The 12,554-nt window shown below is 54.0% G+C and carries 13 protein-coding genes; 9 read left to right on the plus strand and 4 right to left on the minus strand.

Features of this window, described 5'->3' with window-relative positions:
• Window positions 1-207: 207 nt before the first annotated feature.
• Window positions 208-1,707, plus strand: a complete 1,500-nt coding sequence (locus tag FOY96_RS13095) for an EAL domain-containing protein (RefSeq protein WP_143347219.1) — start codon at window positions 208-210, stop codon at window positions 1,705-1,707.
• Window positions 1,708-1,997: 290 nt separating this feature from the next.
• Here the strand turns inward: FOY96_RS13095 and FOY96_RS13100 are convergent, their stop codons facing one another.
• From FOY96_RS13100 to icd, 3 genes are all read right to left on the minus strand, one after another.
• On the minus strand, window positions 1,998-2,243 hold the full coding sequence (locus tag FOY96_RS13100; protein ID WP_033145234.1) for a DUF2543 family protein: 246 nt from the start codon (window positions 2,241-2,243) through the stop codon (window positions 1,998-2,000).
• 74 nt (window positions 2,244-2,317) lie between these two features.
• Window positions 2,318-2,665, minus strand: coding sequence for a DUF1304 domain-containing protein (locus FOY96_RS13105; RefSeq protein WP_047061595.1), 348 nt, complete (start codon window positions 2,663-2,665; stop codon window positions 2,318-2,320).
• A 77-nt stretch (window positions 2,666-2,742) separates the two neighbouring features.
• Window positions 2,743-3,993, minus strand: coding sequence for an NADP-dependent isocitrate dehydrogenase (gene icd, locus FOY96_RS13110; protein ID WP_032657958.1), 1,251 nt, complete (start codon window positions 3,991-3,993; stop codon window positions 2,743-2,745).
• A 117-nt stretch (window positions 3,994-4,110) separates the two neighbouring features.
• Here icd and rluE point away from each other — a divergent pair, with 117 nt between their 5' ends.
• The 8 genes from rluE (at window position 4,111) to FOY96_RS13150 (ending at window position 11,920) form a co-directional block, all read left to right on the plus strand.
• Window positions 4,111-4,764: a 23S rRNA pseudouridine(2457) synthase RluE gene (gene rluE, locus FOY96_RS13115; RefSeq protein ID WP_094935561.1), complete on the plus strand. Its 654-nt coding sequence runs from the start codon at window positions 4,111-4,113 to the stop codon at window positions 4,762-4,764.
• Between the two features lie 9 nt (window positions 4,765-4,773).
• Window positions 4,774-5,247: an NUDIX hydrolase gene (locus FOY96_RS13120; protein ID WP_143347220.1), complete on the plus strand. Its 474-nt coding sequence runs from the start codon at window positions 4,774-4,776 to the stop codon at window positions 5,245-5,247.
• A gap of 40 nt (window positions 5,248-5,287) precedes the next feature.
• Entirely contained in the window at window positions 5,288-6,400 is a 1,113-nt protein-coding gene (gene mnmA, locus FOY96_RS13125) for a tRNA 2-thiouridine(34) synthase MnmA (RefSeq protein ID WP_032657963.1), read from the plus strand.
• 27 nt (window positions 6,401-6,427) lie between these two features.
• Window positions 6,428-7,057: a high frequency lysogenization protein HflD gene (gene hflD / locus FOY96_RS13130; RefSeq protein ID WP_143347221.1), complete on the plus strand. Its 630-nt coding sequence runs from the start codon at window positions 6,428-6,430 to the stop codon at window positions 7,055-7,057.
• Between the two features lie 19 nt (window positions 7,058-7,076).
• A complete protein-coding gene (gene purB, locus FOY96_RS13135) occupies window positions 7,077-8,447 on the plus strand; it encodes an adenylosuccinate lyase (RefSeq protein WP_048975702.1) in 1,371 nt (456 codons plus the stop codon).
• 123 nt (window positions 8,448-8,570) lie between these two features.
• Complete coding sequence (phoP, locus tag FOY96_RS13140) at window positions 8,571-9,242, plus strand: two-component system response regulator PhoP (RefSeq protein ID WP_033146521.1); 672 nt, start codon at window positions 8,571-8,573, stop codon at window positions 9,240-9,242.
• Complete coding sequence (gene phoQ, locus FOY96_RS13145) at window positions 9,243-10,706, plus strand: two-component system sensor histidine kinase PhoQ (RefSeq protein WP_033145232.1); 1,464 nt, start codon at window positions 9,243-9,245, stop codon at window positions 10,704-10,706.
• A 92-nt stretch (window positions 10,707-10,798) separates the two neighbouring features.
• Complete coding sequence (locus tag FOY96_RS13150) at window positions 10,799-11,920, plus strand: ribosomal protein uL16 3-hydroxylase (RefSeq protein WP_023311180.1); 1,122 nt, start codon at window positions 10,799-10,801, stop codon at window positions 11,918-11,920.
• A gap of 92 nt (window positions 11,921-12,012) precedes the next feature.
• Here the strand turns inward: FOY96_RS13150 and FOY96_RS13155 are convergent, their stop codons facing one another.
• Complete coding sequence (locus FOY96_RS13155; protein WP_064672295.1) at window positions 12,013-12,504, minus strand: REP-associated tyrosine transposase; 492 nt, start codon at window positions 12,502-12,504, stop codon at window positions 12,013-12,015.
• Window positions 12,505-12,554: the final 50 nt, after the last annotated feature.

Below are 12,554 nucleotides of genomic sequence, written 5' to 3' on the forward strand. Positions count from 1 at the left end.
ATGGATGTTCTGGTAGAAGAGCCTGTGCTAACCCGGTATTGCTTATAACAATGAAAATAGCTTAGCTGAGAATTGTCTTAAAAAACTGATACTTTCGTATGAGTTCACCTGCCGGCATTTACTCACATGACGTGACTATCAGGCTTGTTCCTTGCCCTGGCTGTGTTAAGATTTGTGAAATCAGGGAGCGGACTGGATAACTGGAAAATGAAAAAGCTCATTGCCGTTGCTATTGTTTCATCGCTTCTGGTCTTCCTGTCTCTTTATGCGGTCAATGCTGTAATCATTGGTCAGCAGAAGAGCAAACAGCGTGAAATATCCCGTACCCTTTTACATTATTCAGAAGACGTGTCCCAAAGCGTGGCGCTGGGTCTCAAAAGCATCACGACGCAGGGATGCGATAAAACCAGCCTCGATCGCTACAGACAAATTAAGCTTAATAATCTTTATTTTGCCGATATCGGCTTTATTGAGAAGGGAAAAATAGTCTGTACCGCTTTTTGGGGGAAACTCGCGACGCCCGTTGCACTTCCTGCAGAACTGCATAAAACGCCGAGGGGTTTTCTCCTGGCCCAGTTTTCGAGAAAAGACTTTTTCACGGGCAATGCGGCAATTCATAATAATATTATTATCTTCACCTCCCGCTATGCTTACGATAAATTCACCCCGGTTACCGCAAGCTATTCGCTCAGTGCTACCACCAAAGACTTCGGCAGAGTCTTTTTTTCGGCCGCCACGGAGCTAAATCAGCAGAGCTGGCTGCATTCGACATTGTTTACCCTGACCCTGACACAGTGCAGCGCCTTCTGGGACCTGTGCGTCATCGTGAAGCATCACGACGCCGGGCTCGCCTCGTTACCTCCGTTTATCTTTGCGCTTCTCGCGGTCATTCTCTGTTTTATCTGGATTGCGATAACGTTATTTATCTTCCGTATCTATGAAGACCGTTTTTCTCTGGAACGTACGCTGATAAAAGCCGTCCTCACGAATACCATCAGCGTTAACTATCAGCCCATTATTCGCATTCACGATCAAAAAATCGTGGGTGTAGAAGTTCTGTCGAGATGGCGCGACCAAAAACACGGGGACGTCTCTCCGGAGCTGTTTATCCCATTAATTAAGAAGATCGGTCTGTATAAAAAATATTACAGTAATATTATCGAAAAATCCCTTTCCGAAATTGCCCCTCTGGCGATAAAACACCAGCTGATAGTCTCAATAAACGTTGGGCACAAGGAAATTGAAGATGGACAGTTCATTACCATTTTGCGTCGTGCGTGTTTTGCCAACCAACTTCCCCTTTCCCTGATGAAGGTCGAACTCTCCGAAAAAGCCGTTTCCACGGCAGATATCCTTGAGGGATTCTGTCAGGAGCTGAAATCGCTCGGCGTTAAAATATCAATAGATGATTTTGGCGTGCAGAACTCGAACCTCGCCCGCCTTTCGCTGCTTGAATATGATGAAATCAAAATTGATAAGTCGCTGGTGGACGGCATCAGCGAGCATTATAAGCAAAACATCTTTGCTATCTTCTGCGATGCCCTTGCAAGATTGAATAAAACGCTTGTTTTCGAGGGCGTGGAAAATGAAATTCAATATCGCTTTATTGCAAGCAGATATCCCGATGCGCTAATTCAGGGATGGTATTTTTCTAAAGCACTCACCCGGAGCGAGCTGGCGAAGCGACTCACCGGGGTCGCACCGTAACCCGAAGCCCGGCGTATCCGTTTTTTTTCGCTCCGACGTTTCCATTTTTTACGCAAAAACATATAGTCGTCACATTCAGACGGTAGATTACCCTGAAGCACACTCATATTTTGGTTAAAAACGTGAAATTATCCTTACTATTCCCAGTGGTACTCTTTTGTCTGACCGTTATTTTCGCGCTGTTTATCGACGCCCCCGCTTCGCATATTCTGCGGAAAAAATGCATGTGGTCCGATAGCGTGATGCTGAGCTGTATCGCAAAGCATCAGCATAACGGTTTTTGAAGCAGACTATTCATTTCCCCACTGATTGAGGAAGTTCGCAATATCATCAACGCGACCCGCACGGATCCCGGCCTCAGTGGCCATCTCCTGCTGGGCTTCCTCGCTAATCTCCTCATTATTCGATAAACGGGTGAGCAGCAGCTGGAAATAATGTGCCAGAGCGTCGCGCTCTGACTCAGCGACCTGTTCAGCGGCTTCCGTCGCGTACTCATCGGCAATGTCATAATATTTCAGTGGGATATCGTTGTTCATAACTGTCTCGTCGCTAATCTTTACGGGTAAAGCCATCAGTATATCGGACGCCTTATCTCAACCAAAGCATTGCTTCAGATGAGTAACGCAAGCAGCGCTGCGAGAGCGGGCGCGGCCTGTACATACAAAATTTTTCGGCTGGCGGTGGCTGCGCCAAAGAGGCCGGCGATCAGCACGCAGGCCAGGAAGAAGATGGCCACCTGAATCCCCTTTTCCCCGAGCCAGAGGCTCCAGAGCAGACCAGCCGCCAGAAAACCGTTATACAGCCCCTGATTCGCGGCCAGCACGCGGGTCTCGCGCGCAAAATCAGGACGCAGATTAAAGGCCTTGTGCCCTGTTTTGGTATTCCACAGGAACATTTCCAGCACAAGAATATAAAGATGGATGAATGCAACGACAGCGATAAGGACGGTGGCTAACATCGTGTTGTCTCCCGCAGGCAGAGGCAAAAAAAACGGGAACCCTCAGGCCCCCGCTCTTGTTTAACCCAGAATCTGGATTACATGTTCGCGATAATCGCGTCGCCAAACTCTGAGCATTTCAGCAGCTTAGCGCCTTCCATCAGACGTTCGAAATCGTAAGTTACGGTTTTCGCGTTGATCGCGCCTTCCATACCCTTAACGATCAGGTCTGCGGCTTCGAACCATTCCATATGACGCAACATCATCTCTGCGGACAGGATGATAGAGCCTGGGTTCACTTTGTCCTGGCCCGCGTATTTAGGTGCAGTACCGTGGGTCGCTTCGAACAGGGCGCACTCGTCACCGATGTTCGCGCCAGGGGCGATACCGATACCGCCAACCTGAGCTGCCAGGGCGTCAGAGATGTAGTCACCGTTCAGGTTCATACAGGCAATCACGTCGTATTCTGCAGGACGCAACAGGATCTGCTGCAGGAACGCATCGGCGATCACATCTTTAATGATGATCTCTTTGCCGGTGTTCGGGTTCTTAATCTTCTGCCATGGGCCACCGTCGATCAGCTCACCGCCGAACTCTTCTTTCGCCAACTGGTAACCCCAGTCTTTGAACGCGCCTTCGGTGAACTTCATGATGTTGCCTTTGTGAACCAGGGTCACAGAGTCACGGTCGTTGGTGATCGCGTATTCGATGGCCGCACGCACCAGACGTTTAGTACCGTCTTCAGAGCATGGCTTGATGCCGATACCGCAATGCTCAGGGAAGCGAATTTTCTTCACGCCCATCTCTTCGCGCAGGAATTTAATCACTTTTTCTGCGTCAGCTGAGTCCGCTTTCCATTCGATACCCGCGTAGATGTCTTCTGAGTTTTCGCGGAAGATAACCATATCGGTCAGTTCAGGGTGCTTAACCGGGCTTGGGGTGCCCTGATAGTAACGAACCGGACGCAGACACACGTACAGGTCCAGCTCCTGACGCAGTGCCACGTTCAGGGAACGGATACCGCCGCCAACTGGCGTCGTCAGTGGGCCTTTAATAGCAACGCGGTAGTCGCGGATCAGGTCCAGCGTTTCTGCTGGCAGCCAGACGTCCTGGCCATAAACTTGAGTAGATTTCTCACCGGTGTAAATTTCCATCCAGGAAATTTTACGCTCGCCTTTGTAGGCTTTCTCAACAGCGGCATCAACCACTTTCAGCATCGCCGGGGTAACGTCTACACCGATACCGTCACCTTCGATGAACGGGATAATCGGATTGTGAGGAACGTTAATCTTGCCGTTTTGCAGGGTGATCTTTTTACCTTCCGCCGGAACAACTACTTTGCTTTCCATTAACCTCTCCTTCGAGCGCTTCTGGTTGTTACTGATCTTATGTTAATAAATTGTAATGAGCCCTTCGATAGTACCTGATTGTCCTGCGCCATGAAAGGTCTTCGTTATTAGGCTATAATGCGGCAATTGATAACGCCTGAAAATACCATGAAGAAAACTTCTTTTACAAAACACCGGGTTGAGCGATTCAGCTCGCGACAAGCCGCCAGAAGACCGCAGGAAACCCAGCCGAAGCGGGTTATTTTGTTCAATAAACCCTACGATGTTTTGCCGCAGTTTACCGATGAAGCCGGGCGCAGCACGCTGAAGGACTACATTCCTGTTCAGGGTGTCTACGCGGCCGGGCGCCTGGACCGCGACAGCGAAGGCCTTCTGGTCTTAACCAACGACGGCGCGTTGCAGGCAAAGCTCACGCAGCCGGGCAAACGCACCGGCAAAATTTACTTCGTCCAGGTGGAAGGCGAGCCGGATGACGCGACACTAGAAGCACTACGCAGCGGCGTGACGTTGAACGACGGCCCAACCCTGCCCGCAGGTATTGAACGCGTGAATGAGCCGGAGTGGCTGTGGCCGCGCAACCCGCCGATTCGCGAACGTAAATCCATTCCGACAAGCTGGCTCAAAATCACCCTTTATGAAGGCCGCAACCGCCAGGTTCGCCGCATGACCGCACACGTCGGCTTCCCTACCCTGCGTCTCATTCGCTACGCCATGGGCAGCTACACCCTGGAAACGCTGGCAAACGGCGAATGGCGCGACGTCACCCCTTAAGGAGTCACTATGTTTAAACCTCATGTCACGGTTGCCTGCGTGGTCCACGCCAGGGGTAAATTCCTTGTTGTTGAAGAGAGCATTAACGGCAAAGCGCTGTGGAACCAGCCTGCCGGACACCTTGAAGCCAATGAAACCCTGCTGCAGGCAGCAAAACGCGAGCTGTGGGAAGAGACTGGCATTCACGCTGAGCCCCAGCACTTCATCCGTATGCACCAGTGGATCGCGCCGGATCACACCCCGTTTCTGCGCTTTTTATTCGCCGTTGAGCTTAGCGAAACGTGCGCCACAGAGCCGCAGGATGACGATATCGATCGCTGTCTGTGGGTCACTGCCGACGAGATCCTGAACGCGCCAAACCTGCGCTCGCCGCTGGTTGCGGAAAGCATTCGCTGCTGGCAATCAGACGCACGCCTGCCGCTGGACGTCATCGGCGCATTTAACTGGCCGTTTACAGAGGGTGTCAACGGTGGGGGGGCGTGATAGAATACGCCGCCTTGAAGTTCAATGTCGTGAGTATTCCATGTCAGATAACAGCCAGAAAAAAGTGATCGTCGGCATGTCCGGCGGTGTCGATTCCTCCGTTTCCGCCTACCTGTTACAGCAACAGGGCTATAAGGTGGAGGGCCTGTTCATGAAGAACTGGGAGGAAGATGATGGCGAGGAATACTGCACCGCCGCTGCGGATCTCGCCGACGCGCAGGCCGTATGCGATAAGCTCGGCATTGAACTGCACACCGTTAACTTTGCCGCAGAATACTGGGACAATGTTTTTGAACTGTTCCTGGAAGAGTACAAAGCGGGCCGCACGCCGAACCCGGATATTCTGTGCAACAAAGAGATCAAATTTAAGGCCTTCCTGGAATTCGCCGCGGAAGATCTGGGCGCTGACTACATCGCGACCGGTCACTACGTGCGTCGCGCAGACGTCAATGGCAAAAGCCAGCTGCTGCGCGGTCTGGACGGCAACAAAGATCAAAGCTACTTCCTCTATACGCTGAGCCACGAGCAAATCGCCCAGAGCCTGTTCCCGGTCGGCGAGCTGGAAAAGCCGCAGGTGCGTAAAATCGCCGAAGAGCTGGACCTGATCACCGCGAAGAAAAAAGACTCTACCGGCATTTGCTTCATCGGCGAGCGCAAATTCCGCGATTTCCTGGGACGTTACCTGCCTGCTCAGCCGGGTAAAATTGTCACCGTCGACGGGGAAGAGATTGGCCAGCATCAGGGGCTGATGTACCACACGCTCGGCCAGCGTAAAGGCCTGGGTATTGGCGGGACCAAAGAAGGTAGCGAAGATCCGTGGTATGTTGTCGACAAAGACGTCGAAAACAATATTCTGGTTGTTGCCCAGGGCCACGATCATCCGCGTCTGATGTCCGTTGGCCTTATCGCGCAGCAGCTGCACTGGGTCGATCGTGAGCCGCTGAAAGGCACCCTGCGCTGCACGGTGAAAACACGCTACCGTCAGACCGATATTCCTTGCACCATTACCGCGCTTGATGACGATCGTATTGACGTGCGTTTCGACGAGCCGGTCGCGGCCGTCACCCCGGGTCAGTCTGCTGTCTTCTACAGCGGCGAAATCTGTCTGGGCGGCGGGATCATTGAACAGCGCCTGCCGCTGCCTGCTGTTTAATACGATTGCACACATAAAGGAGACCGTGTGGCGAAGAACTACTATGACATCACCCTGGCGCTGGCGGGAATTTGCCAGTCAGCCCGTCTGGTGCAACAGCTGGCGCATCAGGGTCATTGCGACGCAGATGCCCTGCACGTTTCACTGAACAGCGTTATCGATCTCAACCCCGGCTCGACCCTGGGCGTGTTCGGCGGCAGTAAAACCAATCTTCGTCTCGGTCTTGAAACCCTGCTCGGCGTGCTTAACGCCAGCAGCCGTCAGGGATTAAACGCGGAGCTGACCCGCTACACGCTGAGCCTGATGGTGCTGGAGCGTAAGCTGAGCGCCGCAAAAGGCGCGCTCAATACCCTGGGCGATCGTATTGCCGGGCTGCAGCGCCAGCTTGACCATTTTGACCTGCAGTCCGAAACGCTGCTGAGCGCTATGGCCGGCATTTATGTTGACGTCATCAGCCCGCTGGGGCCGCGTATTCAGGTCACCGGATCCCCTGCCGTGCTGCAAAGTCCGCAGGTACAGGCAAAAGTGCGCGCGTCCCTGCTGGCAGGTATCCGCGCCGCCGTGCTGTGGCACCAGGTGGGCGGTGGCCGCCTGCAGTTAATGTTTTCTCGTAATCGCCTGACCACTCAGGCAAAACAAATTCTTGCTCATTGTTAACCTCCCGGAGTTGCGAATTATGGAATTATCCTCACTGACCGCCGTATCCCCTGTCGATGGACGCTACGGCGATAAAGTCAGCGCGCTGCGCGGGATCTTCAGCGAATATGGTTTGCTGAAGTTCCGTGTTCAGGTTGAAGTACGCTGGCTGCAAAAGCTGGCCGCCCAGGCAGCAATCAAGGAAGTTCCTGCTTTTGACGAAAAGGCAAACGATTACCTTGATAAAATCGTTGCCGGGTTTAGCGAACAAGACGCCGCGCGCATTAAAACCATCGAACGCACCACCAACCACGACGTGAAAGCGGTTGAGTACTTCCTGAAAGAGAAAGTGGAAAGCGTCCCAGCGCTGCATGCCGTGTCTGAGTTCATTCACTTCGCCTGTACCTCTGAAGACATCAACAACCTCTCTCACGCGCTGATGCTTTCCACCGCGCGTAAAGAGGTGGTGCTGCCTTACTGGCGTAAAATCATCGACGCGGTAAAAGCGCTGTCCGTGGAATACCGCGACATTCCGCTGCTCTCCCGTACCCACGGCCAGCCAGCCACCCCATCCACGATGGGTAAAGAGATGGCGAACGTCGCGTACCGTATGGAGCGCCAGTACCGTCAGTTGGAGCAGGTTGAGATCCTCGGCAAAATCAACGGCGCGGTCGGTAACTATAACGCCCACATCGCCGCTTACCCGGAAGTGGACTGGCACCAGTTCAGCGAAGAGTTCGTGACCTCTCTGGGCATTCAGTGGAACCCGTACACCACGCAGATTGAGCCGCACGACTATATCGCCGAACTGTTTGACTGCATCGCGCGCTTCAACACCATCCTGATCGACTTCGATCGTGACGTGTGGGGCTACATCGCCCTGAACCACTTCAAGCAGAAAACCATCGCCGGTGAAATCGGCTCTTCCACCATGCCGCACAAAGTGAACCCAATCGACTTCGAAAACTCCGAAGGCAACCTGGGCCTGGCGAACGCCGTGCTGCAGCATATGGCGAGCAAACTGCCGGTATCCCGCTGGCAGCGCGACCTGACCGACTCCACCGTACTGCGTAACCTGGGCGTGGGCATTGGCTACGCGCTGATCGCGTACCAGTCCACCCTGAAAGGCGTGAGCAAACTGGAAGTGAACCGCGACCGTCTGCTGGACGAGCTGGATCACAACTGGGAAGTGCTGGCGGAGCCAATCCAGACCGTGATGCGCCGTTACGGTATCGAAAAACCGTACGAGAAGCTGAAAGAGCTGACCCGCGGCAAACGCGTTGACGCCGAAGGCATGAAGCAGTTTATCGACGGTCTGGCGCTGCCGGAAGAAGAGAAAACGCGCCTGAAGGCGATGACCCCGGCGAACTACATTGGCCGCGCCATCACCATGGTCGACGAGCTGAAGTAACGCCCCTCTCCCCCTTTTCGCCCGAAAAGGGGGATGCTTTTCCCCGGTTTACTCAATGTTTATCCCCACAACAACATAATCAGCGTTAAACTATTCATACCAATTATTTAGGGAGAAGAGATGATGCGCGTACTGGTTGTTGAGGATAACGCATTGCTACGCCATCACCTGAAGGTTCAGCTTCAGGAGATGGGACATCAGGTGGACGATGCTGAAGATGCAAAAGAAGCCGATTATTATCTCAATGAACACCTGCCGGATATCGCCATTGTCGATTTAGGGTTGCCTGACGAAGACGGCCTGTCGTTAATTCGCCGCTGGCGCAGCCACGATGTCTCCCTGCCGGTTCTGGTTCTGACCGCCCGTGAAGGCTGGCAGGATAAGGTCGAAGTGCTCAGCGCGGGTGCAGACGATTACGTCACCAAGCCGTTTCATATTGAAGAGGTGGCGGCGCGCATGCAGGCGCTGTTACGCCGCAACAGCGGGCTGGCTTCACAGGTTATTTCCATCCCGCCATTCCAGGTCGATCTCTCCCGCCGGGAATTAGCGATCAATGAGGAAGTGATTAAGCTCACCGCCTTCGAATACACCATCATGGAAACGCTGATCCGTAACAATGGCAAAGTGGTGAGCAAAGATTCCTTAATGCTCCAGCTTTATCCTGATGCTGAACTGCGCGAGAGCCATACCATTGACGTGCTGATGGGACGTTTACGTAAGAAAATTCAGGCGCAGTATCCGCAGGATGTGATTACCACCGTCCGTGGCCAGGGCTACCTGTTCGAATTACGCTAAATGAGAGGGATTTTACGCCACATTCTGCCCCTCTCGCTGCGGGTTCGTTTCTTACTGGCAACAGCCGCCGTCGTGCTGGTGCTGTCGCTCTCCTACGGCATGGTCGCCCTGGTGGGCTACAGCGTCAGCTTTGATAAAACAACCTTTCGGCTGTTGCGCGGCGAAAGCAATCTGTTTTATACCCTGGCGAAGTGGGAAAACAACCGAATCACCGTCGAAATGCCGGAAAACCTCAACCAGCAGAGCCCAACGCTGGCCCTGATTTATAACGAAAAAGGTAAATTACTGTGGGCGCAGCGTGATATCCCCTGGCTGGTTAAAAGCATTCGTCCGGACTGGCTCAAAACCAACGGGTTTCATGAAATTGAAGCCGATCTCAACACCACCAGCTCGCTGATCCGTGAAGATCGCTCCCTGCAGCAAAAGCTGAACGAGATCCGCGCCGACAACGCCGAAACGGAGATGACGCACTCCGTCGCGATTAACCTCTATCCGGCGACGCTGAACATGCCGCAGCTGACCATTGTGGTGATCGACACCATTCCGGTCGAGCTGAAGCGTTCTTATATGGTCTGGAGCTGGTTCATCTACGTTCTGGCTGCGAATCTCCTGCTGGTGATCCCGCTGCTGTGGGTAGCGGCGTGGTGGAGCTTGCGCCCCATTGAATCACTGGCGAAAGAGGTTCGTGAGCTGGAAGAACATCATCGCGAGAAGCTGAACCCGGAAACCACCCGTGAGCTCACCAGCCTGGTGCGTAACCTCAACCGCCTGCTGAAAAGTGAACGCGAACGCTACGATAAATACCGTACCACCCTTACCGACCTGACCCACAGCCTGAAAACTCCGCTGGCCGTCATGCAAAGTACCCTGCGTTCAATGCGCAGTTCGAAGCTGAGCGTCGATGATGCCGAGCCGGTGATGCTGGAGCAGATCAGCCGTATTTCACAGCAAATTGGCTATTACCTGCACCGCGCCAGCATGCGTTCCGGCAGCGCGCTTCTGAGCCGCGAGCTGCACCCGGTAGCCCCGCTTCTGGATAACCTCACGTCCGCCCTCAACAAGGTGTATCAGCGTAAAGGGGTGAACATCAGCCTCGATATCTCGCCAGAGATAAGCTTTGTGGGTGAAAAAAATGACTTCATGGAAGTGATGGGTAACCTACTGGATAACGCCTGCAAATACTGCCTGGAGTTCGTGGAAGTGTCAGCGCGTCAGACGGAAACCGAACTGCATATTATCGTTGAGGATGATGGCCCGGGGATCCCTCGAAATAAACGCGATGTGGTGTTCGATCGCGGTCAGCGCGCCGATACGCTACGTCCTGGCCAGGGCGTCGGGTTAGCCGTCGCTCGTGAGATTGTCGACCAGTACGACGGGAAAATCGAAACCAGCGAAAGTCTGCTGGGCGGCGCCAGAATGGAGGTTATTTTTGGCCGCCAGCAGCCCACATTGAACGATAGTTAACCCGTTATGTGAAAAATGCGAGGATCTCGCAGCCGGGGGGCTGAGCTTCCGTTATAATCCGAGTCAGTAAGAGCCTGCGGAATAAAAAAATTATGGATTATCACTTAACGCTTAACTGGCCCGAGTTTATTGAACGTTACTGGCAAAAACGCCCGGTGGTTCTGAAACGCGGATTCAGCAATTTTGTCGACCCTATCTCGCCTGACGAGCTGGCAGGTCTGGCCATGGAAAACGAAGTCGACAGCCGTCTGGTCAGCCACCAGGACGGGAAATGGCAGGTTAGCCACGGTCCTTTCGAAAGCTACGATCACCTCGGTGAAAACAACTGGTCGCTGCTGGTGCAGGCGGTCAACCACTGGCACGAGCCGACTGCCGCCTTAATGCGCCCGTTCCGCGCCCTGCCCGACTGGCGCATGGACGATCTGATGATCTCCTTCTCCGTGCCGGGCGGCGGCGTAGGTCCACATCTTGACCAGTACGACGTGTTCATCATTCAGGGTACGGGCCGCCGCCGCTGGCGCGTGGGCGAAAAAGTCCCGATGAAGCAGCACTGCCCGCATCCTGACCTGCTTCAGGTTGACCCGTTTGAAGGGATTATCGATGAAGAGCTGGAGCCGGGTGATATTCTCTACATTCCGCCGGGATTCCCTCACGAAGGCTACTCCCTGGAAAACTCACTCAACTACTCCGTGGGGTTCCGCGCGCCAAGCGGCCGCGAGATGATCAGCGGATTTGCCGACTACGTTCTGCAACGCGAGCTGGGCAGCTATCGTTACAGCGACCCTGATGTGCCTGCACGCGAGCATCCGGCGGATATTCTGCCAGAAGAACTCGATAAGCTGCGCGGCATGATGCTGGATCTGATCAACGAGCCGGAGCACTTCAAACAGTGGTTTGGTGAGTTTATCAGCCAGTCTCGTCATGAGCTGGACGTTGCGCCGCCGGAGCCACCTTATCAGGCTGACGAGATTTATGATGCGCTTCAGCAGGGCGACAAGCTGACGCGTCTGGGCGGGTTGCGCGTGCTGCGCATTGGTGAAGAGGTGTTCGTCAACGGCGAGAAGCTGGACTCTCCGCACCGTCCGGCGCTGGAAGCCATTGCCAGCCATCTGGTGCTGACTGCCGACACCTTTGGCGATGCGCTGGAAGATCCTTCCTTCCTCGCGATGCTCGCCGCGCTGGTCAACAGCGGGTACTGGTTCTTTGAGGACTAAGTCGTGATATTTGCCGGGTGGCGGCTTCGCCTTACCCGGCCTACAAAAGCACGATCCCGTAGGCCCGGTAAGCGTAGCGCCACCGGGCGTTTTTATCTCCGCTCACCCGCCGCAAAATCCTCGATCTCTCCCGCCCAATCCACCGGATACAAGCCTTCCCGTACATCGCGATGAAACGTTGAATACGGCCAGTCGCTGACCTTACTGACATAGCCATGTTTCACCGGATTGATGTAGACGTAATCCACATGCCGACGGTAGTCTTTTTCGTTACGGACTGTGTGCTCCCAGAAGCGTGGCTGCCAGATATGGCGCATGCCGATGTAGCGGCTGAATGTCTTTTTAATGTCGCGCCAGCGGGCCGAAAAGTCACTGTCGCCTTCCGGTAAGGTCCAGATACAGTGCATATGTTCAGGAAGGATTACCCATGCGTTGATAGTAAATGGCTTTGCATGTTTAACTGTTGAGGTGGCAGCACGCAGGCTGTCGATATGACGGGTAAGCAAATCGCTTTGGCGGTTTTGCAGGTTGACGGTGAAGAACCAGGTTCCACCAGGGACGTAGTGGCGACGATAGTTTGACATGGCGCTCCTTGCCTGAATGCCGGGTGGCGGCTTCGCCTTACCCGGCCTAC

Origin of the sequence: Enterobacter asburiae (genome assembly GCF_007035645.1) — a bacterium.
Lineage (GTDB): Bacteria > Pseudomonadota > Gammaproteobacteria > Enterobacterales > Enterobacteriaceae > Enterobacter > Enterobacter asburiae_B.